This window comes from Trichococcus patagoniensis (genome assembly GCF_003051085.1).
Taxonomy (GTDB): domain Bacteria; phylum Bacillota; class Bacilli; order Lactobacillales; family Aerococcaceae; genus Trichococcus; species Trichococcus patagoniensis.
In genome coordinates this window covers 91,269-115,772 of sequence record NZ_QAOM01000011.1, presented here as the reverse complement: position 1 = coordinate 115,772, position 24,504 = coordinate 91,269, and the positions used below count along the sequence as shown (strand labels likewise).

19 protein-coding genes are annotated in these 24,504 nt (G+C 48.2%); 11 read left to right on the top strand and 8 right to left on the bottom strand.

The window, feature by feature from the left end; genetic code table 11:
• Positions 1–159: 159 nt before the first annotated feature.
• Both C8U37_RS09055 and C8U37_RS09050 read right to left on the bottom strand, forming a co-directional pair.
• Positions 160–1,839, bottom strand: coding sequence for an ammonium transporter (locus tag C8U37_RS09055; protein WP_108032918.1), 1,680 nt, complete (start codon positions 1,837–1,839; stop codon positions 160–162).
• 388 nt (positions 1,840–2,227) lie between these two features.
• Entirely contained in the window at positions 2,228–2,587 is a 360-nt protein-coding gene (locus C8U37_RS09050; RefSeq protein ID WP_146161823.1) for a hypothetical protein, read from the bottom strand.
• Positions 2,588–3,163: 576 nt separating this feature from the next.
• On the opposite strand from C8U37_RS09050, the gene nrdD reads away from it, so the two are divergent.
• The 4 genes from nrdD (at position 3,164) to C8U37_RS09025 (ending at position 8,549) form a co-directional block, all read left to right on the top strand.
• On the top strand, positions 3,164–5,386 hold the full coding sequence (gene nrdD / locus C8U37_RS09045) for an anaerobic ribonucleoside-triphosphate reductase (protein WP_108032916.1): 2,223 nt from the start codon (positions 3,164–3,166) through the stop codon (positions 5,384–5,386).
• A 35-nt stretch (positions 5,387–5,421) separates the two neighbouring features.
• Positions 5,422–5,982: an anaerobic ribonucleoside-triphosphate reductase activating protein gene (gene nrdG, locus C8U37_RS09040; RefSeq protein ID WP_108032915.1), complete on the top strand. Its 561-nt coding sequence runs from the start codon at positions 5,422–5,424 to the stop codon at positions 5,980–5,982.
• A 398-nt stretch (positions 5,983–6,380) separates the two neighbouring features.
• The gene (locus C8U37_RS09030) at positions 6,381–7,313 is read left to right on the top strand and encodes a nuclease-related domain-containing protein (protein WP_170100239.1); all 933 of its coding nucleotides are present in this window, start codon (positions 6,381–6,383) and stop codon (positions 7,311–7,313) included.
• A 312-nt stretch (positions 7,314–7,625) separates the two neighbouring features.
• Positions 7,626–8,549, top strand: a complete 924-nt coding sequence (locus C8U37_RS09025) for an aldo/keto reductase (RefSeq protein ID WP_108032912.1) — start codon at positions 7,626–7,628, stop codon at positions 8,547–8,549.
• A gap of 69 nt (positions 8,550–8,618) precedes the next feature.
• On the opposite strand, the gene C8U37_RS09020 is transcribed toward C8U37_RS09025, so the two are convergent.
• The 5 genes from C8U37_RS09020 to C8U37_RS09000 form a co-directional block, all read right to left on the bottom strand.
• Positions 8,619–9,785, bottom strand: coding sequence for a hypothetical protein (locus C8U37_RS09020; RefSeq protein ID WP_108032911.1), 1,167 nt, complete (start codon positions 9,783–9,785; stop codon positions 8,619–8,621).
• Between the two features lie 13 nt (positions 9,786–9,798).
• Complete coding sequence (locus C8U37_RS09015; protein ID WP_108032910.1) at positions 9,799–10,626, bottom strand: hypothetical protein; 828 nt, start codon at positions 10,624–10,626, stop codon at positions 9,799–9,801.
• Entirely contained in the window at positions 10,623–11,312 is a 690-nt protein-coding gene (locus C8U37_RS09010) for an ABC transporter ATP-binding protein (RefSeq protein ID WP_108032909.1), read from the bottom strand. The genes C8U37_RS09015 and C8U37_RS09010 overlap by 4 nt, the downstream gene beginning before the upstream one ends.
• Positions 11,309–11,677, bottom strand: a complete 369-nt coding sequence (locus tag C8U37_RS09005) for a GntR family transcriptional regulator (RefSeq protein WP_211306159.1) — start codon at positions 11,675–11,677, stop codon at positions 11,309–11,311. Before C8U37_RS09005 ends, C8U37_RS09010 begins: the two co-directional genes overlap by 4 nt.
• Positions 11,678–11,838: 161 nt before the next feature.
• The gene (locus tag C8U37_RS09000) at positions 11,839–12,600 is read right to left on the bottom strand and encodes a DUF6612 family protein (RefSeq protein WP_108032908.1); all 762 of its coding nucleotides are present in this window, start codon (positions 12,598–12,600) and stop codon (positions 11,839–11,841) included.
• A 233-nt stretch (positions 12,601–12,833) separates the two neighbouring features.
• Here C8U37_RS09000 and C8U37_RS08995 point away from each other — a divergent pair, with 233 nt between their 5' ends.
• The 6 genes from C8U37_RS08995 (at position 12,834) to C8U37_RS08970 (ending at position 21,084) form a co-directional block, all read left to right on the top strand.
• The gene (locus C8U37_RS08995) at positions 12,834–13,670 is read left to right on the top strand and encodes an AraC family transcriptional regulator (protein ID WP_170100238.1); all 837 of its coding nucleotides are present in this window, start codon (positions 12,834–12,836) and stop codon (positions 13,668–13,670) included.
• 305 nt (positions 13,671–13,975) lie between these two features.
• Positions 13,976–15,250 (top strand): ABC transporter substrate-binding protein, encoded by a 1,275-nt coding sequence (locus C8U37_RS08990; RefSeq protein ID WP_108032906.1) that lies wholly within the window; start codon positions 13,976–13,978, stop codon positions 15,248–15,250.
• A gap of 139 nt (positions 15,251–15,389) precedes the next feature.
• The gene (locus C8U37_RS08985) at positions 15,390–16,256 is read left to right on the top strand and encodes a carbohydrate ABC transporter permease (protein ID WP_211306163.1); all 867 of its coding nucleotides are present in this window, start codon (positions 15,390–15,392) and stop codon (positions 16,254–16,256) included.
• Positions 16,257–16,269: 13 nt separating this feature from the next.
• The gene (locus C8U37_RS08980; RefSeq protein ID WP_108032905.1) at positions 16,270–17,094 is read left to right on the top strand and encodes a carbohydrate ABC transporter permease; all 825 of its coding nucleotides are present in this window, start codon (positions 16,270–16,272) and stop codon (positions 17,092–17,094) included.
• A gap of 321 nt (positions 17,095–17,415) precedes the next feature.
• Positions 17,416–18,855: a sucrose phosphorylase gene (gene gtfA, locus C8U37_RS08975; protein ID WP_108032904.1), complete on the top strand. Its 1,440-nt coding sequence runs from the start codon at positions 17,416–17,418 to the stop codon at positions 18,853–18,855.
• Between the two features lie 30 nt (positions 18,856–18,885).
• Positions 18,886–21,084: an alpha-galactosidase gene (locus tag C8U37_RS08970; RefSeq protein WP_108032903.1), complete on the top strand. Its 2,199-nt coding sequence runs from the start codon at positions 18,886–18,888 to the stop codon at positions 21,082–21,084.
• A gap of 278 nt (positions 21,085–21,362) precedes the next feature.
• Here C8U37_RS08970 and C8U37_RS08965 read toward each other — a convergent pair whose 3' ends face one another.
• Entirely contained in the window at positions 21,363–22,352 is a 990-nt protein-coding gene (locus tag C8U37_RS08965; protein ID WP_108032902.1) for a VOC family protein, read from the bottom strand.
• Positions 22,353–22,617: 265 nt separating this feature from the next.
• Here C8U37_RS08965 and C8U37_RS08960 point away from each other — a divergent pair, with 265 nt between their 5' ends.
• Complete coding sequence (locus C8U37_RS08960) at positions 22,618–24,117, top strand: alpha-amylase (RefSeq protein ID WP_108032901.1); 1,500 nt, start codon at positions 22,618–22,620, stop codon at positions 24,115–24,117.
• Positions 24,118–24,504: the final 387 nt, after the last annotated feature.

Here is a 24,504-nt window from a genome sequence, read left to right as displayed (position 1 = left end):
TCCTAATCTTTTTGGTGGATGCCCACCTTCACAGTCCTATTATAGCAAAGCGCAAGCAAACAAAAAACCTGGAAATACTTTACTGTAAAGAAATGAAGCCAAGGAGCGCATCTCACAAAGAGACGGTTCCTTGGCTTCATTTGATATTCGTCATTCGGTTTAATAATATTTCAAAGCTGCTGGACCTGAATCGCTATTACTGATACGGAAGGCATCGGCAACAGGGGAAACGAAGACTTTACCGTCACCGACATGCCCAGTGTATAAAGCGCGGCGGGCAGCGCGGATGACTTCTTCGACAGGAACTTCGCTGATGATCGTTTCGATACGGACTTTCGGCAACAGATTGCCCTCAGCCTTCGCACCACGATAGAAGGTTTGTTGGCCTTTTTGGAGCCCATAACCATGCACGGATGTGACTGTCATGCCGGTTACGCCGATAGCGTTCAATTCCGCTTTCAGTCGCTCCAGCTTATCAGGATTGGCAATAATTTCCACTTTATTCATCGTAAAGCCAGAATCAGCCAGTTTGAAGCCTCCGACTTTGCTGAGATCCACTTCTTGGACAGCAGGGACTTCAGTAGGTTTGTTGTTGTCAGTCAGATAATCTTCGAATGCAGTCGTTGCGACAAAGTCATGGTAGCTTGAAGTCAAGCCATGCTCAGCGACGTCCATACCGACGATTTCTTCTTCAGCGGTAGCACGGATACCCATTGTTTTTTGGATGACTTTGAAGACTACGTACATGGCACCGGCTGTGTAGGCAGCTACAGAAGCGACGCCTAACGTTTGTATGCCCAGCAGGTTGAACCCACCGCCGTACAATAATCCGCCATCTGTTGCGAAAATGCCGACTAATATTGTCCCTAAAGCACCATTCACACCGTGTACACTGAAAGCTCCGACTGGATCATCGATCTTTATTTTTTGATCGACGAATTCGACTGCAAGTACGATGGCAAACCCGGCGATGAATCCGATGGCGATAGCGCCGAAAGGAGATACGACGGCACAGCCTGCCGTGATGGCGACAAGTCCAGCCAGTGAACCGTTCAATGTCATGGATACGTCTGGTTTACCGTACTTTTTCCAAGTGAATAAGAGTGTGACCAGAGTAGCTGTAACAGCAGATAGATTGGTATTCAAGAAGATCGTACCGATCAAGGCAAGTGTTTCGTCACCAGTTGCTGCCACTGTGGAAGCACCATTGAATCCGAACCAAGCGAACCAAAGAATGAATACACCAAGAGCGCCGATTGTCAGGTTGTGTCCAGGGATGACTTGTGCTTTACCGTCTTTATATTTTCCGATACGTGGACCGACGACGGCAGCTCCGACAAGAGCAGCGACGCCACCGACCATATGCACGGCTGTGGAGCCAGCAAAGTCGATGAAGCCCATTTGAGCTAACCAACCACCGCCCCAAATCCAGTGTCCTGAGATAGGGTAGATCAACATGGAAATGATGAAGGAGTACACGAGATAAGAGCTGAATTTTGTCCGTTCTGCAACAGCTCCGGATACGATAGTGGCTGCAGTGGCTGCGAATACGTTTTGGAACATGAAATGAACAGTTCCAGGAATGGTGGAATCAAGTCCTTCCATAAATAAAGCAGGAGTTCCGATGATGCCGGCGATATCATCACCGAACATGATGCTGTAACCGATAAGGAAGAATCCCAACGATCCGAGCACGAAGTCCATAAGATTTTTCATGATGATGTTCGCTGCGTTCTTGGCGCGAGTGAATCCTGTCTCAACCATCGCGAATCCGGCTTGCATAAAGAATACCAATACCGTTCCCAGCAAGGTCCATAATGTATCTACTGATGAAAACATAAATTATTCCTCCTTTTGTTTTAGCATAGTCTTAGTGTATAGAAATAATTTTATTGGTGCTATATACTGCTTACGCTCCATGTTAGAATATATGACATAGTTGTTAAATCAATGTTTGTAAGCGTTAAAATGTCAATTTGATGAGATTTTTAATGTGAAATCTCATCAAATTGCAGTAATGTTGGATGTGGTTGTGATTTTTTGGTCAATATGATTAAAAAAAATCTGACATGGGAGAGTAGGGAATATGACGGATGTCAGAATCGCTGACAAGAAAGAGGTCACATTGGCAGGGATATCCGGCGAAAAGTGAAATTTCACAACAAAAAGCCGTAAAGGGAACATGATCACATGCGCCCCTTACGGCTTTTTGTATTTTTGGTATCTTCTAAAAGTTGATGATCCAGTCCATTTCCGATAATTCAATCAATGGCAACTCGATCGCTTCCTCTTTTAGTGCCTTCTCGAACCTTTCTATGGAAAAAGGGCCTTTTACAGATTCAATTCTTCTATCGACAATAAAATATTCGAATGCTTCATTATGTTCTTTTTCAAGAATGATAAATTCATCGGTCCAATTCAATCGTGTAATGTAGCCCTGGATGCTTCCAGTCGGGTAGCGATAAGATGAAGGCAGATGGAAAAGGTTTTGCCAAGAAGCGCACTGTCTCAAAAATAGGTCTTCTCCGACCGGTATTCTAAATTTAGCAATTTTGGATATTTCAGGCAACATTCTATTTTTCCACACTAGCATTTCCCCCCTTTTTCTCTGCTCATTCTTTTGACATCCCTGCGGCATAAAACCGGATAATGGATCCGAAAAAAAGAATGAATCGCTTACATTTGTGACAAGTCATAGTATAACCGCTTTTATTTCCAAAGTACAGCAGATTCTATTGATTTTATGTACTTTATATGTTTTTTAACATTTTTTTTAATATTAGGGGCATTGTTCGGAAATCAAAACGGATCAACTGACTTTTTTTGACGATTGTTTCTGTTCTGCTTATGTATGTGGGGGTCTGATAAGAAAACAACAAGCATTCCATTTTCAGGGCATTTTCTTATTGACCAAAGGGCCAAAATGTGTCTTCTTAGTCTATGTGTATTTTGGTTTGAAACACTATATATTGTGGTGGAAATTTATGTGTGGATGATATATAGTATATACAGTGAATCGAAACAGAGACTACTTTAAGTGGAGGCATCCAACTTGAGAAGCGCGTCCCGCAAGGAAAGCTTGCTCATTTTGTAACGACCTCTTACTTTTTATTAGCTTTTTTTGCATGTTCGGTTAATTTTTAACTAAGGAGTGGGAAAAAATATGGCTTCATTACCAACGGATTTCTTGAATGAAAGCACGAATCTTCAAGTCGATGACGCAGCGGTGAATATCCAAGTGTTGAAGGCGGATGGACGGGTGGTTCCTTTTCATGCCAAGAAAATATACAAAGCGATCAAGAAAGCAGAACGTTTCTTGTCTGAACAGAACGAAGCGGCTGCAGATTACGATGTGGATGCTGTAGTGGCATTGGTCGTAGACAAACTGATTGCGTCAGAAACGGAAAGTGTTTCGACGGATGACATCCATGATCAAGTGGAAGCGACACTTGCCGAAATGGGGAATCTGCCGTTGGCGGAAGCCTACAATACCTACAAATTGACGAAGAAAGTCAAAAAACTCCAACAACAGGACATCGAATTGCGTATCCAAAGCCTGATGAATGCCGATCAGAGCATCGTCAACGAAAATGCCAACAAGGACAGCCGCGTCTTCAATACGATCCGTGACTTGACGGCAGGGGTGGCGGCGAAAGCAATCGGACTGAGAATGCTGCCGAAGCATGTTTCAAACGCCCATATGAAAGGCGACATCCATTATCACGATCTGGATTATCAACCTTATTCACCGATGACGAACTGCGTCCTGATCGATTTCCAGAATATGCTCCGCGAAGGCTTCAAAATCGGCAATGCAGAAGTGGACAGCCCGCGTTCAGTCAACACAGCGACTGCCCAAATGGCGCAGATTTTTGCGAATGTCGCTTCCAGCCAATACGGCGGCTGCAGTGCAGACCGGGTCGATGAAGTTCTTGCTCCTTATGCCCGTCTGAACTACGAAAAGCATCTGAAAACGGCTAAGGATTGGGTGGAAGGCGAAGCGAAACAAATCGCTTATGCCGAAGAAAAGACCCGCAAAGACATCTATGATGCGATGCAAAGCCTGGAGTACGAAATCAACACACTCTACACTTCAAATGGACAAACACCGTTCACCACACTCGGCTTCGGGTTGGGGACGGATTGGTTTGCGCGCGAGATCCAAAAAGCCGTCCTGCAAGTGCGCATCAAAGGATTGGGCAAGGAAAGACGCACAGCGATCTTCCCGAAATTGATCTTCGCTTTGAAAAAAGGCACGAACTTGGAGACGCAAGATCCCAACTATGACATCAAACAATTGGCCATCACTTGCGCCACGAAACGGATGTATCCGGATGTGCTGATGTACGATAAAATCGTTGAATTGACAGGCAGTTTCAAGACACCGATGGGTTGCCGTTCCTTCCTGCAGGGATGGAAAGACGAAAACGGAAACGAAGTCAATTCCGGTCGGATGAATCTTGGGGTCGTGACGTTGAACATCCCGAGAATCGCCTTGGAGTCGGAAGGGAATCCGGAAGCTTTCTGGAACATCTTCGAGGAGCGCCTGGCCATCTGTAAGGATGCACTAGTCTACCGTGTGGAGCGCACCAAAGAAGCGACGCCTACGAACGCACCGATACTCTACCAGCACGGAGCCTTCGGGAAACGTCTGGGTGAAACGGATAAAGTGGATGAATTGTTCAAAAACAAACGCGCTACAGTCTCTTTAGGCTACATCGGACTGTATGAAGCGGCAACCGTCTTCTACGGTGGAGATTGGGAAACGAATCCGGAAGCGAAAGCTTTCACTTTGGACATCGTCAAGAAGATGAAGGAAAAAACGGATGCTTGGGGCAACCAATACGGCTATCATTTCAGCGTCTACTCGACTCCGAGCGAAAGTTTGACAGATCGCTTCTGCAGCATGGACACAGAGAAATTCGGCATCATTTCCGACATCACGGACAAGGAATACTACACGAACAGCTTCCACTATGATGTCCGCAAAAATCCGAATCCTTTCGAGAAAATCGCCTTCGAAATGGAATATCCGCAATATTGCTCAGGCGGCTTTATCCATTATTGCGAATATCCAAACCTGCAACAAAATCCGAAAGCGCTGGAAACAGTCTGGGATTTCGCCTACGACAAGGTCGGCTATCTGGGAACGAACACACCGATCGACCACTGCTTGGAGTGCGGTTTCGAAGGGGACTTCAATCCGACCGAGCGCGGGTTCCAATGCCCGGAATGCGGCAATACCGATCCGCAGACATGCGACGTCGTAAAACGGACATGCGGCTATCTCGGCAATCCGCAGATCCGTCCGATGGTGAAAGGTCGCCATAAAGAAATTTCCGCCCGCGTCAAACATCTGCATGCGGATTGCAAGTCAGAACAGTAATCAAAACAGTACTCAGAACAGTAGGGTGATGTGAAGTGAAGAATCCGCAACCGCAAGAATGGTTGTCAGAAACATACAGCAAGGACAAAGTGGCAGACTACAAGCCGTTCAACTTTGTCGATGGCGAAGGCGTGCGCTGCAGCATCTATCTGAGCGGCTGCCTGTTCGCCTGCGAAGGCTGTTACAACAAAATCGTTCAAAATTTCGACTACGGCATCGCCTACACCGAGGAGTTGGAGGAACAGATCATGGCCGATTTGCGCCAGCCTTATGTGCAAGGCTTGACGCTTTTGGGCGGCGAGCCGTTCCTCAACACGAAAGTCGCGCTGCAGTTGGCGCGACGCATCCGCGCGGAGTTTGGTCGATCGAAGGACATCTGGGGCTGGACCGGCTACTACTGGGACGAACTGACAGTCGAATCCGAAGACAAGCAGGAATTACTGCGCTTGATGGATGTGCTGGTTGATGGGCGCTTCGAACTGTCCAAACGGGATCTGACATTGAAGTTCCGCGGCAGCTCCAACCAGACCATCATCGATGTGCAGAAATCGTTGGAAGCCGGAGAAAAAGTCCTCTGGGCCAATGGTTACGCTTGAATGTTAAAACATATAGTGCTGCCTCACTTCGAGGCAGCACTTGTTTTTTGTGCGTAAAACTTTGTCCGGAGTGGCAGTCGCAGTCATGGAGTGGCAGAAAAGATGGATATATGCGAGTTATCCATCTTTTTAGAGCAGTCGGGGCCGGAAAGGGGTGGCGAATTCCCGGTGAGGCGGTCCTCGCCGGGAAACAGCGCCCCGCGGCCGACCAAATTCCCGGTGAAGCGGTTCTCACCGGGAAAAAACGGCTCGTGGCCGACCAAATTCCCGGCGAGCCGGCCCTCACCGGGAATTTTTCTCCAATGAATCTTTCAATCCAGCTATCTTGACCCAGGAATAATCAAAGATAGAAATAAATCTTCTCCGGTAGTGCAATTGTCCAAAATCTGCGTATGTTTATGGTAGTAAATACATATAATGAGGTGAGCGCTATCGCATACAAGGAACGCACGAAACCAAAGCTTCTCCGCATCTACGAGGTACTGTCCAATCGCATGATCCTAAGCAGTGATGACCATTTTTACCATATTCATCTAGATAAAGGTTTCGATGGGGAATACGGATTAGATGGACTCACGGAACCATTATCTTCGCATTGCTTGGTGTTGAATGATTTACAGCTGGAATTCAGACAATCCTCTTTTCAAGTCGATACACTTTTGATTTGTACTGACAAAATACTACTGTACGAAGTTAAGAACTATGAGGGAGTTCATACATGGGCGGATGATAAATTAATTAAATCAACCGGTGTATATCTGGAAAACCCATGGGTACAATTGCAGCGAACCAAAGTGAAATTGGAACTCCTGCTTCGGTCCCTGTCATGCCAAATGAAGGTGGAGGCTTATGTGGTCTATATCAATCCTGAATTCACTTTGTTGGAGGCGAAAGGTGATGAAAATTATCTTTTGCTTAGTCAACTTCCACTTCATTTTCGAAGTATGCAAATGAGAGAGGCACCGACCTTAGAGCAGCGAAGGTTGGCGGATCGATTGCTGCAGCTGCATGATCCGGATTATCCTCCGCACAAGAAACCGGTATATTGTTATGAGGATCTGCGCAAAGGACTCGGTTGTCCAGCATGCGGTACGGTTGCGGAAGCTTTTCAGGGACATTTCATAAAGTGCCAAACATGTGGTGAAAGAATGAATGTCAAAAAAACAATCAAACAAAATATTGAGGACTTTCGTCTCTTGTTCCCTGATGAAAAAGTGACTACCAACCGCATGCTGGATTGGTGCGGTTCCGGCGACAAAGACCGCATATATCGGATTCTCAGGGAAAGCTATCAGCCTAAGGGAAATGCGCATGGCCGGTATTATGTCTGAATTTCTGGCTAGTGGGGGTCTCGCCGGGAAAAAGCGCCTAGCGGATCTAACGAATTCCCGGTGAGGCGGTCCTCGCCGGGAAACAGCGCCCCGCGGCCGACCAAATTCCCGGTGAAGCGGTTCTCACCGGGAAAAAGCTCCTCACGGCCGACCGGATTCCCGGCGAGCCGGCCCTCACCGGGAATTTCAAATCACTTGGGCATCTTGGCAGCTTTCTCTGATGCGCTTCAGTTCACGAATGGCCATCAAAAATGCTATACTGTTTTTATTGAAACGTTTTCAAAAAAACCAAAATGAAAGCTGGTATGACAATTGAAAAAAATTAATCTCGGTAATTCAGGCCTGTTCGCATCAGAAATCTCGCTCGGCATCATGCGCATGAACGCTTTGACGCATGAAGAGGCAACAGCGGTCATCCGCACGGCAGTGGACAACGGCATCGATTACTTCGATCACGCGGATATTTACGGCAGAGGCACTTCGGAGGAAATCTTCGGCAAAGCCTTCAAGGATCTTGGCATTGCGAGGGACAGTGTGATGCTGCAGACGAAATGCGGCATCGTACCAGGTGTCATGTTCGATTTCTCCAAGGAACACATCATCGCATCGGTGGAGGGTAGCCTGAAACGTCTGCAGACCGACTATGTGGATGCCTTGCTCTTGCATCGTCCGGATACGTTGATGGAACCTGAGGAAGTCGCGGAAGCCTTCGATGAACTGCAAAAATCAGGCAAAGTGCGCCACTTCGGGGTCAGCAACCAAAATCCGATGCAAGTCGAATTGTTGAAAAAAGCCGTCACACAGCCATTATTGATCAACCAATTGCAGCTCAGCATGACGCATGCGCCGATGATCGATGCAGGCTTCAATGTGAACATGGTGAACACGCCATCGTTCATGCATGACGGATCCGTATTGGAATACAGCCGCATCTCGGACATGACGATCCAACCTTGGTCGCCGTTCCAAGCCGGAAACGGGAAGAAAGGGCTGTTCTTCGACCATCCCGATTATCCGGAGCTGAATGGGAAAATCGAAGCGATGGCCGAAGACAAGGGCGTATCCCGCGAAGCGATCGCGATTGCGTGGTTGCTGCGCCATCCGGCCAAAATGCAGCCGATTGTCGGCAGCATGAATCCGGAGCGCATCGCGGCCATCTGTAAAGCTTCCGATATCGAACTGAGCCGCACCGAGTGGTATGACCTCTACAAAGCTGCCGGCAAAAAGTTGCCTTAAAGAAAGGCAGCATCAGTTAAAGCGAAAGAAAAAGAACAAGATTCCAATTGGAGTCTTGTTCTTTTTGGATTAGGGTTCGTAAATGATCCTATCAAAATAGAGCATATCGATTTTTTTTGTATCGGAGAACGAGGCGTTGATTTCCCCGCTGTAGAGCATTTCCCCAGCCTGAAGTTCGAAAACAGCCAGTTTAGAAGCCCGGTCAGGCTCCGGATAATTTTCCGTCAGTATGATGCGGTTGTCGGAAACGAGGATTTGCCAATTCATATCAGCGGTCTGTTTCCAATCAGCAGTGTTCTGGAGAATGATTTTATCGCGCACTTGATCCTGCATCAGATCAAGTGGTTGGATTGACCATTCCTGATCCGTATGCTGCAATTGATAGAAAATGCCATCCTTAATTGCGTAAGGTAAATCATCCACCAACGCTTCAGCAGCCAGTGTTGACCATTCCTTAGTTGTCCAATCATAGCGCTTGAAGGAGAGTGAAACAACCGGTGCAACGTATTCTGTAGCTTCCCGATCAGTTTCTTCGAGCCGCTCCATGCGGAAGATTGCTTTTTGATCGCCTTGTGTCAACACGGATGTAGTAACACTCTGATAACCCATGAAATCCGCAGGTATATCGAAAGCAAAATGTTCCTCCTGCATACCACTGACCAGATCATAAATCAGGATGTCCGTGCCACGATCATTTGAATACTCATCATAACGGCTGTACGAGATAATCAGCTTACCGTCCAGGAAGTCCGTGCGATTGACGTTATAATAGGTCTTTTCTCTTTTTTCCGGATAAGCGAGGAGCGTTTCCGCAACGGTTCCGTCAGCCTTGTCCAGGGTCGCTATCAGGAAGCCGTTATCCTCCGCCGCTGTATAGTACAAGTTTCCTTCGGTTTCGGCATAATTCCCTTCAAAAGGCCGCTTCCCCCGCATAAACGCTTTATACTCATCGCGCCAAACCTGAACAGTACTTTCTGCGTAATCTTGGAAGAATGCGTCCTGACGTTTCGTTTCGGAATGGCGCAAGCCGGAGCGGTCGAAGCTTAGGGTAGTCGTTTCCCATTGAGAGTGTGCTGTTCCGTAGTAGGTCAAGCCTTCCAATGCTGAATCGTCACCGGAAGTTGTCTCGATTCCGATGCGTAATGGCTCTTCTTTTGCCAACAGCGGCTGGGTGTAGAATCCTCCGAGAACGACAAGCAAAAGGAGACTCAGCAATAAAATCGTTTGTTTTCTCATTTTTGTCCTCCTTCTATACGCTGATGCGTTTTTCAAGCAACCGATAATTGGCCCATGTCCCGGACAGGAAGAGAACTAGGCTCACGGCAATCGTCATCCAGTACTTTTCTTCCGCATACAAGCGCGTCGTGATGCCGGTACGCAGGAAGAGAAGCATCGCGGCAAAGAGGACGATTGCGAGAGTAGCTGCCAAGAATACCCCTTTCCAACGTCCGCTCAAGTGCATCAGGATGAATGTGTAGCCTAAAGTGAGCGCTGTGTAGCCAATAGTGTAGTAGAGCAGATAATTGGAAAAGAGACTTGGTAAAGCCAAGCCTAATGGAGAAGTGTTAGTCGCTGCGATCTGCAAAGGAATTTCCCGATAGATGTCCGCCGGAATGAGCCCGGAAAAGACCAGTTCCTCAAGATACAAAAGTCCGATTTGCCAAACTTGCAACCCCGTAATCAGGAGCCAAATGGTTGCGAATTTTGCTGCATACACAGCGAAACGGTTACCCGGCAGACTGAGCAAACGGAAAGAGAAGCGGTTTTTTCCAGACCAATCCTGATACCAGATAAAGACAGCATAGAAGAGCAATACGAAAATGGCTGTCAGGATCGAAAAAACGAAGAACGAGTTGTTTGTCACAGCCTCCAACGTAAGATGCCCATAGTCCTGCAGATATTGTTCGGGCAGTGCAGCATAGCCCTGTTGCCGGTAGTTCTCATACCCGTCTTTCCATAAATGGTATTCTTGGAAGACTGCATAAACCTGTAAAGCCGTCACAAAAGCCAACAGGAAGCCATAGAACCGTTTCGCGCGATTCCATTCAAATGTCCATAATTCCATAAATTTTTTCATGGTTGATAAACCTCCCGCATCACATCAATGATTGCCTTTCCTTCGTTTTGGCGGATGTCTTCTGCGTAAAAATCTTTGACGACCCGGCCACCACGCAGCATGACGATCCGGTCCAACAACATTTCGACTTCATCCATATGATGCGTGGCGATGAGGACGCCCTTGTCCGTTACGAATTTGCTCGTGAAAACTTCCAGAATATCCTCGCGGGCAAAGACATCGATGCCGGAAAACGGCTCATCCATCAAATAGTAATCTGCATCCAGGGAAAGTCCCAGCAAGAAACTCACCTTTGCGCTATTCCCTTTGGAGAGATTTTTCAGCTGCATATCCGATTCGAGACGGAAGAACGAAAGTAATTCATCCGCTTTGGCGGTATTCCAATTCGGGTAGTAGGTATCCATGAACTGCATCGCTTCTGCGATCGTCATCCAACGCGGCATGGTGAGCGAGTCAGGGATATAAGAGATCCGCTCGTATAACTGATGCTGAAAGTCCTCCCCGTCGATCGTGATCGAGCCGTTGTTGCGTGGAACTAAGCCCATAATGCAGTTCATGAGGGTCGTTTTGCCTGTACCGTTCATTCCGGTCAGACAAGTGACTTCATTTTTTTTGATGGTAAAACTGACATCTTCCAGAATCGTTCGTTTTCCATATTTTTTTTCCAAGTTCATAATTTCAATCATTTGGGTTGCACCTCCTTCAAGCGTGTTTCGACCAATTGCAGGACTGCTTCATCTTCCATGCCGACGGTACGCACCGTATCGATGAATGACAGTAGGGCATCTTCCAGGATGCCTTGCCGCAGCGACTGAATCTTTGCCTGATTCTCGGTTATTCTGCTGAGCGAATTTCCATCTGTAAAGATCAAATCAAGTCCCTCCATTTCCTTATAGGCACGTTGTACAGTATTCGGATTTACCTTCAATTGCGTCGCTAACTCCCGACGCGAGGGGATTTCCTGTCCCGGTTGAAAGTCCCCGCTGACGATTTTCTGTTTGTACATTTCGATGATCTGTTCATAGACCGGACTTCTTTTGTCAAAAATCACTGTTCCCACCTTCTTCCTTCGGTGGAGTGTATTAAACGATTAATACACTCGAGGCAAAAAAATAATAAAAATCAATACAAGTGTATTATATGGATAATACACTTGTAAGTCAACCCACGCCAGTAAGAGGGGTGTCGGTTGACTTACAAGTGTAGTTTTTTTCAAAACGAAGAATCCGCCGTCTCGGCCACGGACTCGGCTGAATCGAAATCAGGAACGGTCTTCAGCTTTTTGGCTTGATTGTACAGGTCGAACGCGCCTGTCAATTCCGTCGTGATGACCGATTTCTGATCGGCTTGGGTGACCGTGGAGCGATAGGATACTGCGGTCAGATAGAAGGTTTTTGCGTCCAGATGGATTTGGATGTCGTAATCGGTCTGCTCGGAGGGGAAAGTTTGGAACAGATAGTTGATTTCTTTATTCAGCGCATCATCGCTGCCGGAAAAGCTGAGCAAATATTCGTCCCCTTCCAGTTCGAGTGTAGCGTAGGCTTCAATGATCTGGGTCAGTTCGATGAACGTCTCGAGCGGATAGACCTGCAGACTCGCCAGCGGGACATCGGGTGTGGCATAAGCAGTCCAGTCGGCATTGTCGGTCCGGCTGTAACCCACTTCCGGGGTCACATAGAATTCGGATTTCGTTGCAGGATAATTGCTGTCTTTGTCGATCCGTTTGCCGTAGCCGGTCTTTTCTTTCGGAAACAGCGTCGCATCGGCAGTTGTGTACTGCTCGCTCACGACAGTTGCTCCCGTCAGATCCTCTTTGGTGGTCGTTGTCGTCAAAGCGACGAACTGGTGGTAGCTTTCGAGGTCCGCGGAACGGTTGACCAGGTTCTGCATGACTTCTTCCCCAGGCAGGGCGGTGGTGCAGGCGGAAAGCAGGAAGAGCGGCAGAAGCAACGCGGAAAGGATGATTTTTTTCAAGGATGGCGCCTCCAAATCTATAGTAAAGGTTATGGGATTAGTCAGTTTGTTTGGGATCTGCCCGATACGCGGGCAATCTTTTCTCATTGTACAAGAGAATCTGTGATTGCGAAAGGGCGGAGTTTCATGTGGGAGGAGAGTTGCGGATAAAAGTGCGGGTTTGCTATAGCAAGGAGAGCATTCTATAATGAGGGGCAGCGGCTACAACAGAAATAAAGACTGAGGTGATGGAAATGGATGAAGATTTTTTTAAGGAAGAAATCTATTACAAGGATCTTTACTACACAACCAAAGGCAAAGAGCAGTGCGCTCCCAACCACAGTTTCGGGCCGACAGTCCGGGAATATTTTTTGATCCATATCATCATGAAGGGAAAGGGATATTTCGAGATCGGCAACAGCCGCTTCAACCTGAAAGAAGGACAGTTCTTCATCATCTATCCGAATGTGATGACCTATTATCAAGCAGATGAAGAGGATCCTTGGGAATATTACTGGATCGGAATGAAGGGCGAGCATCTGGAAGCATTGCTGACGGATATTGGGTTCCAGATTTCGCATCCGGTAGGGAACGTGAAGAACTTTGGGCAGGTGAAGGCGATGCTGCAGGAAATTATGGCTGCAAATCCGTTTGATACGTTATCCCGGCTACGTCTGCAAGGGCAGTTGTACCTCTTTTTGAGCATGCTCGCACATGATTTGGATGGCACCGAAATCAAACAGATTGAGAAAATCAATAGAGGCGTCGAGTACACGAAAAGAGCAATCGAGATCATCAAAGACAGGTATCAGGACAGTGACTTTCTGATCGGCGACATCAGCCGGGAGTTGTCTCTGAATGACTCTTATTTGACCGCCGTTTTCCATAAAACGACAAACCGGACACCGCATGAGTACTTGATTGATTTCCGCATTCAGAAAAGTCGGGAATACCTAGAAACAACGGACCTCAGTATCTCTGATATCGCTGAAAAGGTCGGCTACCAGAACCCATTGAGTTTCACGCGCATTTTCAAGAGCAAAATGCAGCTATCACCGAGGGCCTACGTAAAGAAAGTAAAAACAAAATAAGCGAACCAATCAGGTTGGACGACAAAGGTCGCGCTACTTGACAACAACTCAGCGCCGCTTGGCATCGGAGATGAGTTGTTGCCGAGTTGGTGCGATCTTTTTTCGAATCAACAAAAAGGTATGTTTTTGTACGGCTGAATATCTATCAGCCCTCTCCTGTATTTGGTATTATTATGACATCAAAACAAGTAAACGTTTGCAAAGCGATTGATTTTGAATGGTTCAGGTGCAATTTCTCTATGGTCCAATAGTTTCTTGGTTTTCGAGTATACAATTTTATAGATAATAGAAAAGGTGGAGAAGAGATGTTAAAGAATTGGAAGAAAGTATCATTGGCTACAGTGTTGTTATCAGGACTTGTTTTAGGTGCATGCGGAAACGGTTCCGATGGAGAAGGCGGTTCCGGTGATGTGACCATCACTTACAGCATCTGGGACAAAATCCAACAACCGGGAATGGAAGCAATCGCAGAAGCTTTCGAAGCAGAGAATCCAGGCATCGATGTAAAAGTGGAAGTGACACCTTGGGATCAATATTGGACTAAATTGGAAGCGGGAGCAAAAGGCGACAGCATGCCGGACGTATTCTGGATGCATTCCAACGAAATCGCGAAATACGCAACGGGCGGCGTTCTGATGGATCTGTCTGAAACCTACGCAAACAGCGAAGTGACTTCATTGGAACATTTCCCGGAAGAATTGGTCGAATTGTATTCTGCTGACGATGCAGTCTATGCCATCCCGAAAGATTACGACACAATAGCACTATGGTACAACAAAACATTGTTCGATGCAGCAGGAGTTGCCTATCCGAATGAAACCTGGACGTGGGACACAATGTTGGAAGCCGCTCAAAAGCTGAACGATCCCGACAACGGCGTATATGGTATCCTGGCTCCTTTGAACAGACAAGAAGGCTACCACAACTTCATCTTCCAGAACGGCGGCTACGTATTGTCCGATGACAAGACCCAATCTGGATTCCGTCTGGACGAAACGATCGAAGCCGTGCAATGGTATGCGGATCTGAGCTTGAAATATGGTGTATCGCCGACACAAAGCCAATTTGCTGAGAACACAAATCTTTCCTTCTTCCAATCAGGACGCGGCGCAATGGCCTTCTTTGGATCTTGGATGACAGGGGAAATGGCAAACAACGAGTATACGGCTGCCAATGCTGATGTCGCAGCACTGCCAAAAGGCAAACAAGCGGCAACACTGTTCAATGGTTTGGCGAACGCCGTTGCGGCTTCAACTGACAATGAAGAAGCGGCTTTGAAATTCGTTGAATTCTTGGGAACAGAAGAAGCGATGCGTCTGCAAGGCGAGAATGGCTCAGCAATTCCGGCTTATAAAGGAACAGAAGAGACATTCGTAAAAGCATACAGCCAATTCAATATGCAGGTCTATGTGGACCAAATGGAAAATGCATACATCAAGCCTTACTCAGCAGAAACAACCCGTTGGGAAGATGTCGAAAACACTGCCTTGATGCCAGTATTCGACGGTACAGCGACAGTTAAAGAAGTCGCTGCGGATATCGTCGCGGGTGTTGAAGAAGTTTTGGCTAACGAAAAATAATAAAATAGAAGGCCGCTTATGGGAAACACTCCCATAAGTGGCTTTCAATATATAGAGGTGAACTATGATGAAATCGGATATAGCAATTCCTAAAGAAAAAACGGTAGGTACGGTGACACCGAAGGAACGCAAAAGGAAAATGGCGCTTTGGGGCTGGTTTTTTATCGCTCCGACATTGATCGGGCTGTTGATCCTGAACGTGATCCCGTTATTCCAGTCGCTGTACATGAGCTTCCAGAGCGTGAGTACATTCGGCACCTCAACCTTTGTAGGACTGGACAACTACCTGCAGATGCTGAAAGACCCTGAATTCTGGCAATCGTTGAAGAATACCTTTTTCTACGCCGGGATCCAAGTACCTATAACAATCATCCTGTCGCTGTTCTTTGCGGTATTGATGAATACAAAGATAAAAGCGGTCGGACTGTACCGGACGATCTTCTTCTTGCCGATGATTGCAGCTCCTGCTGCCGTGGCCATGGTTTGGCGCTGGCTGTTCAATTCGGAATACGGCTTGCTGAATGCGGTGCTGGATAAACTCGGTTATTCCGGGAACATCTTATGGATTACCGATCCGGAAGTGGCGATCTGGTCGATCATCATCGTCGGCATCTGGACGAATGTCGGCTACAATATGATCCTGCTGTTGGCAGGTCTGAAGGAAATACCCAAAGAATACTATGAAGCAGCTGTTGTGGATGGCGCCGGACCGCTGAAGCAATTCTTCTCAATCACACTGCCTTTGCTTTCACCGCAACTGTTTTTCGTTTCCGTAACGAGTGTCATCAGTGCTCTGCAAGTCTTCGATGTCATCTTCATGATGTTCGATCGCACCAACTTAGCGGTAAAGAGTACGCAGTCGCTCGTGTACATGTTCTTCAATGAATCATTCGTGCTCAATGACAAAGGCTACGGCTCGGCTGTCGCCATCTCATTGGTTCTTATCATCATGGCGATCACCGGCATTCAGCTGTTGGCGCAGAAAAAATGGGTCACCTACGATTAGGAGTGAATAAAATATGAAGATAAAAATGAATAAAATGACAGTATTGATCCACATCGTGCTGATCATCGGCTCCTTGCTGATGGTCATGCCGTTCTTGTGGATGGTACTGACCTCAGGGAAAACAATCAGCGAATCCACACAGATACCGCCGCAAATTTTCCCGGAAGCATTCCAAATCGAGAACTATCAAGCGGTATGGAACTCCTTACCGTTCGTCAACTTCTACATCAATACTGGCTTGATGATCGCCCTCAGGGTATTGACTTCAACGCTTTTCAGCGCGATGGCAGCCTTTGCGGTTGCTAAGCTGGACTTTCCAGGCAAAAATCTGTTTTTTGCCATTGTATTGACACAGATGATGATTCCTTCGCAAATCTATCTGACACCGCAATATTTGTTGGTCCAAAATCTGGGGCTGTTGAACACAATCTCCGCTTTGGTCATCCCAGGCATCGTCTCCGCTTTCGGGACCTTCCTGCTGCGCCAATTTTTCATAAAATTGCCTGATGAACTGATGGAAGCCGCGATAATCGATGGTGCGACAACCTGGCAAGTATTCTACCGCATCTATATGCCGTTGGCGCGTTCCGGCTTGGTGGCTTTGGGGATCTTCACATCGCTCTTTGCCTTCAAAGACTTGATGTGGCCGTTGGTCGTCAACATGTCGCAGGACAAAATGACGCTCTCGGCCGGATTGGCCAGCCTGCAAGGGCAATTCACGACCAATTATCCGCAACTGATGGCCGGATCGGTTATCGCAATCATCCCGATGATCATTCTGTACATCATATTCCAAAAACAATTCATCGAAGGCATCGCCACAACCGGCGGAAAATAAGAAAAGCGGAACGGGTTCGTTCAGCCCAGAAAGAAATTTAGGAAATCTGGCCTCGCAACGTTCCCTATGGTCACCTTGTACTGGGACTCTAAAGGATGAATCCTAAGAGTCCCATGCAAATGAGCATCGCAGAGCGCAATGGGTCAGATTTATCTAATTTCCGAAGGGCTAACCCGTGAAGCTAGCCATCATTATTGGATGCATGGAAAGCTTTGCAAACCTGTAAAAAACCAAAGGTGATGCACTTTTGACATCAAAAAAATGATTATTTGCTAAAAGCTGAACGTAACTTAACGATATTTTAGAATGAGGTAACTGATAATGAAGATAAAAAATGAAGCAATGCTGATCACCTATCCGGACAGTCTGGGCAATAACCTGAAGGATCTGGAACACGTACTGGACACACATCTGAAAGGGGTTGTCGGCGGCGTACATATCCTGCCGTTCTTTCCGTCATCCGGCGACCGCGGCTTTTCGCCGATGGACTACACGAAAGTGGATGAGCGGTTCGGCGGCTGGGATGACATCAAACGCATCAGCGAAAAATACTACATGATGTATGAGTTCATGCTGAACCACATTTCCGCGCAATCGCCCTACTATTTGGACTTTCTTGAGAAAAAAGAAGAGTCGGACTACAAGGACTACTTCATCCGCTACAACGACTATTGGCCGGAGCACCGACCGACGGAAGCGGACATCGATCTGATCTACAAACGCAAACCCAAAGCGCCTTTCGTGGACGCTCACTTTAAAGACGGCACATCGGAAAAAGTCTGGTGCACATTCTCGGAAGAGCAGATCGACCTGAACGTGAAGACCGAAGCAACGCGCCAGTTCATCAAGGATACGCTTAGTTTCTTGGCGGATAAAGGGGCTTCGATCATCCGCCTGGATGCATTCGCTTATGCCATCAAGGAATTGGATACGAACTGCTTCTTCGTAGAACCTGAAATTTGGGAGATGCTGGAATACGCAGTGGAAATACTGAAGCCGTACGATGTGACGGTGCTGCCGGAGATCCACGAGCACTATACGATCCAGCAAAAAATCGCGGAAAAAGGCTTTCCGGTCTACGATTTTGCTTTGCCGATGCTGGTGCTGCACGCCCTTTACAGCGGGAAAGCCGAAAAACTGCTGCACTGGTTGGAAATCTGCCCGCGCGACCAGTTCACGACCTTGGACACGCATGACGGCATCGGTGTCGTCGATGTGAAGGATCTGCTTACCCAGGAAGAAGTGGATTTCGCGGTCGAAGCCCTTTATGAAAAAGGCGCCAACCTGAAGCGGATTTACAGCTCGGAAGCCTACAATAACCTGGACATCTACCAGATCAACTGCACATACTATTCGGCTTTGGGCAACAACGATGCCGCCTATCTGTTGGCGCGGGCGATCCAATGCTTCACACCGGGGATTCCTCAGATCTATTATGTCGGCTTGCTGGCCGGCGAAAATGATCTGGAGCTGCTGGAGAACAGCAAAGAAGGCCGCAACATCAACCGTCATTACTACAGCCTGGATGAAATCAATCAAGAAATCGAGCGTCCGGTCGTAAAAGACCTGTTCCGTCTGCTGACGTTCCGCAATACAGCCAAAGCGTTCGACGGCGACTTGGAGATAACGATGATCGACGAAGGGGCCTTCATTTTGACGTGGGCCACTGCCGATGAATCGGCCAGTCTGACGGTCGACTTGCCGACAAATACTTTCTCTATCCTGCACCGAACTGGGGCAGGAGAAGAACAAATATTCTAGAAAAATGAAGAGAGCCAAGGAGTGATGACTGTGACGATAACATTTGATGAAACAAAAAAATATTTTCATTTACAGAACGAATCAGTGAGCTATGTGATCGCACTGGAAGAAGAAAAATATGTATCCCATCAGTACTGGGGGAAACGGCTCAACAGCTTTTCGCAAGTGGCTGATTATCCGCGCCAAGACAATGCTTTTGCGCCCAATCCGTTCGAGGTGCCTGGCCGTGTGTTTTCGCTTGCGACCTTGCCACAGGAATTTCCGGGGAATGGCAGCGGTGATTTCCGCGAATCAGCATTCGAGTGCCTGTATCCGGATCAAACGACTGTCAGCCTGCTGACTTATAAGAGCCATGAAATCGTGACTGGCAAACAGCCATTGCAAGGCTTGCCGCAGACTTACGAAACAAAAGAAGAGCCGGCGGAAACCTTGCTGCTGACGATGGAAGATACCGTCACAAAAGTCGAAGTCGTTCTGAGCTACACCTTGTTCCGCGACTATCCGGTACTGACACGTTCAGCAAGTTTCCGCAACAATGGAGCTGAAGACATCCATCTGAACAAAGCGTTGAGTATGTCCATCGATTTCCCGGATGCTGATTTTGACATGATCCAGTTGCCTGGTGCTTGGGGAAGGGAACGCCAAATCGTGCGCACGCCACTTGTCCGCGGCATCCACACACTTGACAGTAAGCGCGGAACCACGAGCCATGCCTATCAGCCGTTCGTGGCTTTGGCCGAAAAAACGGCGACGGAAGACCAAGGAGCGGTCTACGGTTTCCATTTTGTCTACAGCGGCGAATTCCGAGCCAATGTCGAAGTTGATACTTACGCGCAGACACGCGTCCAGATGGGCATCAATCCAACCCATTTTCAATGGCACTTACCTGTTGGAGAGGCGTTCCAGACACCGGAAGTCGTATTGGTATACAGCGAAAACGGGTTGAATGGCCTATCGCAGACGCTGCATCCTTTCTACCAGAAACATCTTGTGCGGGGAGAGCATCAATTTGCGGAGCGCCCGGTCCTGATCAACAATTGGGAAGGCACCTACTTCGATTTCACAGCCGAAAAGATCGAGGCGATGGCCGATGAAGCAGCTGCTTTGGGAGTCGAACTATTCGTACTTGATGATGGATGGTTCGGGAAACGAGACGATGACTATTCCTCATTAGGCGATTGGCACATCCACACTGCCAAATTGCCAGATGGATTGAAGCAACTCGCAGAGAACATCAAGGCGAAGGGCATGCTGTTCGGCTTATGGTTCGAACCGGAAATGATCTCCGAAGACAGCGAGCTTTACCGCGCCCATCCGGACTGGTGCATCCATACGCCCGGAAGAGAAAAATCACTTAGCCGTAGCCAGTATGTGATTGATTTCAGCCGCAAGGAAGTGCGTGACAATATTCTGGCGCAGATGATGGAAGTTTTGGATGAAGTGCCGGTCGACTACATCAAATGGGATTATAACCGCAACATGACCGAAATCGGAACCGCCGCTCCAGGCGCGCTGCCGGGGGAAGTGCTGCACAAGTACATGCTAGGTCTTTATGAAGTGATGGAGGCGCTGGTGACGAAATATCCGCATATCCTCTTTGAAAGCTGCTCGGGCGGCGGCGGACGCTTCGACCCGGGTATCCTCTACTATATGCCGCAGACTTGGACTAGCGATAACACAGATGCGGTGGCGCGTCTGGAGATCCAGTACGGCACCAGCCTCGTCATGCCGATTTCGAGCATGGGTTCGCACGTATCGGCTGTTCCGAACCACCAAGTGCACCGCATGACTTCGATGAAGATGCGCGGAGATGTGGCGATGGCCGGCAATCTGGGCTACGAACTGGACGTCACGACGCTTTCCGAAGCAGAGAAACAGGAGATGAAGGAGCAGATCAGCTTCTACAAAGAACACCGCGGACTCGTCCAATACGGTGTGTTCCACCGGATCCTCAGTCCGTTCGAAACGCAGAATGAGGCCGCTTGGATCTTCGTGAGCCCCGAGCAGGACGAGGCGCTCTATTTCTACTACCAGGTTCTCGACCGGGCCAATCTGAAGAAGAAAAAAGTGCTGTTCAAAGGTTTGGATGCCGCTAAATTCTACACTGTCAGCGGGTATGAAGGGGCAATCGGCGGGGATGAGCTGATGAACCGCGGGCTCTATCTGAAGGATGCCCTGCAAGGGGATTACCAAAGCGTCTGTTTGGTGCTGAAGGAAGCCCGTCTGTGAAACGCTAAAGCAAAATAAGAAGAGAGGCCATTTCCTAATGAGATGGCCTCTCTTCTTATTTTGCTCCCGCTGACAGGAGGAGTGTGTGTAATACGTCCCCATCTCCGGTGAACGGTCTGCTCACCGGAGCACACCGGTAACAATCGGACTGAACTCCGATGAAGCCACTTTCATCGGAGAACGCAAACGGAATGCATCCTGAACTCCGGCGAAGCCTCCGTTCGCCGGAGAAGGACGGTTCATTTGATTTTATCATCGATCCGATTCCTGCTTTTTGGTCAGTCCAAATATTCTTTTTCAAAAGTCTTCGTGCTGCGCACGGTATCGAATTGGCGGACCAATCCTTCAATCTCTTCGCGGTTGTTGCGGAATTTAGGAGGTAAAGCCAATCGTTCGCCCAATGTTTCGTAAGGCTCTTCGTCATCTATGAAGCCAGGGCCATCCGTTGCGAATTCCAAGAGGATGCCTTGGGCGATGTTGGCGTAAAGCGATTCGAAATAGAAACGGTCGACGTAGCCGGAGGTCGGGAAGCGGTACGAACCCATATGTTCGATCCATTCTTCCAATTCTTTGCGGTCCTTGACGCGGAAGGCCATGTGGTGAACGCTGCCGAAGCCTTGCTGGGCTTGCCCCAGCGAAGCGTTGTGTTCCACAATCATGCGGCCACCGTTGCCGCCTTCACCGACTTCGAAGAGATGCACATCACCCTCGGAAGCGACAGCTCGGAAGCCCAATACGGTCTCCAATACTTGCTTGTAGAAGTTGAAATCAGCGATGCGGACGAAAATCGGTCCCAATCCGCGGATGCCGTATTCATTCGGAACCGGCCCTTTTTGCCACGGTATCCCGGGAGCCACGCCGCTGTCCGACTCATCGGAAACCAACTGGTAGAGTTGTTCGTCAAAGTCCTGGAAGTCGAGCACCCGGCGGCCGAACTGCTCATAAATGCCGGAATGCGTGATGTCGTATTTATCGAAACGTTTCACCCAGTAAGCCAGCGCTTCATCTGAAGGGACGCGCAGGCCGGTCTTGAAGATTTCGTTGGTACCTCTGACGGCTTTCGGGATTCCCGGGAAATCGAAGAAAGTCATGTCCGTACCGGCACTGCCGCGGTCATCGGCGAAGAAAAGGTGATAAGTCTGGATATCGTCCTGGTTGACGGTTTTTTTGACCAAGCGCATGCTAAGGATGTTCGTGAAGAAGGCGTAATTCTTTTCGGCGCTGCTTGTGATGGCGGTGACGTGGTGGATTCCTCTTAATGTGTTCATGGATCGGTTCCTCATTTCATAATGCATTCCGTTTCGTATATTCCTAATTCGAGATATATAACCAAAAAAGAAATCAGCAATCAGCTAACTTAACGTCAGTATACCGGCGTCCGATTCAAGATGCAAGCATTTTGCCCCACCAAGAAGAAACGGCGCTCGGGAGGCGTCCCAAAGAGCAAACGGAAGGGAAGCATGTATAATGAGATTATCAAAAAGCAATTTGTGGACTACAACAAAACTAGAATGAACGAAAGGCAGTGAGCGCATGGCAGGAAATGGATTGATGATGCAATATTTTGAATGGTATCTGGATGATGATGGTCAATTATGGAATCGCCTGAAGGAGGATGCAACGCATCTGAAGGAACTGGGCATCACGGCTGTCTGGACTCCCCCGGCCTACAAAGCGACAGGTACGAATGATGCAGGCTACGGCGTCTACGATCTCTATGATTTGGGTGAATTCGACCAAAAAGGTGCCGTCCGCACAAAATACGGGACAAAAGCAGAATACTTGGCTGCGATCGAAGCGTTGCATGCGGAAGGGATCGCCGTCTATGCTGACGTTGTCCTGAACCACAAAGCCGGAGCGGACGAGACGGAACGCTTCCGTGCCTATGAAGTGAATCCGGAAAACCGTCAGGAAAAGCGGACAGATTCATATGAAATCGAAGGTTGGACGAAATTCACATTCCCCGGCCGCGGCGACAAATATTCCGACTTCAAATGGTCCTGGGAACATTTCACCGGGACGGATTTCAATAATGAGAACGGCAGAAAAGCTATTTACATGTTCAAAGGTTTCGATAAAGGTTGGGCGGAAGACGAAAGCGTCGACAATGAGCACGGCAATTATGATTATCTGATGTATACGGATATCGATTATAGCCACCCAGCGGTAGTCAAGGAGATCAAGAAGTGGGCGGACTGGTACATCAAGGAAACCGGCGTGGACGGCTTCCGCTTGGATGCCATCAAGCACATCCATGACCATTTCGTTCAGGATTTTGTTGAGACGATCCGCGCGCAGCATGGCGATGATTTTTATGTGGTCGGCGAATACTGGAAGTACCGTTACGGGACAATGAGGGAATACTTAGAAGCGACCGACTTCACATTCGACCTTTTTGACGTAGCCCTTCACCAAAATTTCCACGCCGCTTCCCAGCAAGGCAAGGAATACGATCTTAGGAATCTGTTCGAGCAGTCACTGGTCGCCAAAAATCCGACCCACGCGGTCACGTTTGTCGACAACCACGATTCGCAGCCAAGCCAAGCGTTGCAGTCCTATGTCGAGCCTTGGTTCACTCCGCTGGCATACGGCGTCATCCTGCTGCGCGAACAAGGCTTCCCGTGCTTGTTCTACGGGGACTACTACGGCATCAAAGGGCCGAATCCGGTTGAAGGACAGCAGGCGTTCCTGGATAAACTGCTCTATCTGCGTGCCAACCATGCTTACGGCGAACAACGCGACTACTTCGACCACGGCAATTGCGTTGGCTGGACGCGTCTGGGCAATGAAGATCATCCGTACGGCTTGGCTACGGTCATTTCCAACAGCGATGAAGGGTTCAAGGATATGTACGTCGGCGAACAGTATGCCGGACAGACTTTCGCGGATTATACGGGCAACCGCGAAGAAAAAGTCGAAATCAGCGAGGCCGGCAATGGCCGTTTCCCGGTCAATGCCGGTTCGATTTCGGTCTGGGTCAAGGATGCCATCACCCAGGAGCAAGCATTTGACGCGGATGCGGTAGAAGAATAACTTTTTACCGAACGCGTGGAAGCGAATAGATTGAAGCGAAAACAATAGCTGCACAATGAAGGAGGTGTCTCATGGAGGCACCTCCTTCATTGTTGGCCGAGAGCGCTCTTCTCCCGTGAACGGAGGCTTCGCCGGAGTTCGCCCCACATTCTGCTTGTGTTCTCCGATGAAGACGGCTTCGTCGTAGTTGAATGCGATTATTGCTGGCGTTCTCCGGTTGGGAGGTCCTTCGCCGGAGCTGCGCTCGTATTCCGTTACCCTCTTCAGAATCAGGTAGGTATATATGCATAAGAAAAAGGCGAACCGTTATCGGCAATGTCATTAACTTAAGCGACTTGACAACTGAAAAAAGCGAGAATGCATTCAATTGTGCATTCTCACTTTTTT

Coding starts and splice junctions, on each gene's coding strand:
- gtfA (WP_108032904.1), top strand. CDS start 17,416: ATGAAGATAAAAAATGAAGCAATGCTGATCACCTATCCGGACAGTCTG.
- C8U37_RS09015 (WP_108032910.1), bottom strand. CDS start 10,626: ATGAAAAAATTTATGGAATTATGGACATTTGAATGGAATCGCGCGAAA.
- C8U37_RS08990 (WP_108032906.1), top strand. CDS start 13,976: ATGTTAAAGAATTGGAAGAAAGTATCATTGGCTACAGTGTTGTTATCA.
- C8U37_RS08960 (WP_108032901.1), top strand. CDS start 22,618: ATGGCAGGAAATGGATTGATGATGCAATATTTTGAATGGTATCTGGAT.
- C8U37_RS09020 (WP_108032911.1), bottom strand. CDS start 9,785: ATGAGAAAACAAACGATTTTATTGCTGAGTCTCCTTTTGCTTGTCGTT.
- C8U37_RS08980 (WP_108032905.1), top strand. CDS start 16,270: ATGAAGATAAAAATGAATAAAATGACAGTATTGATCCACATCGTGCTG.
- C8U37_RS09055 (WP_108032918.1), bottom strand. CDS start 1,839: ATGTTTTCATCAGTAGATACATTATGGACCTTGCTGGGAACGGTATTG.
- C8U37_RS08995 (WP_170100238.1), top strand. CDS start 12,834: ATGGATGAAGATTTTTTTAAGGAAGAAATCTATTACAAGGATCTTTAC.
- nrdD (WP_108032916.1), top strand. CDS start 3,164: ATGGCTTCATTACCAACGGATTTCTTGAATGAAAGCACGAATCTTCAA.
- C8U37_RS09030 (WP_170100239.1), top strand. CDS start 6,381: ATGGTAGTAAATACATATAATGAGGTGAGCGCTATCGCATACAAGGAA.
- C8U37_RS09010 (WP_108032909.1), bottom strand. CDS start 11,312: ATGATTGAAATTATGAACTTGGAAAAAAAATATGGAAAACGAACGATT.
- C8U37_RS08965 (WP_108032902.1), bottom strand. CDS start 22,352: ATGAACACATTAAGAGGAATCCACCACGTCACCGCCATCACAAGCAGC.
- C8U37_RS08985 (WP_211306163.1), top strand. CDS start 15,390: ATGGCGCTTTGGGGCTGGTTTTTTATCGCTCCGACATTGATCGGGCTG.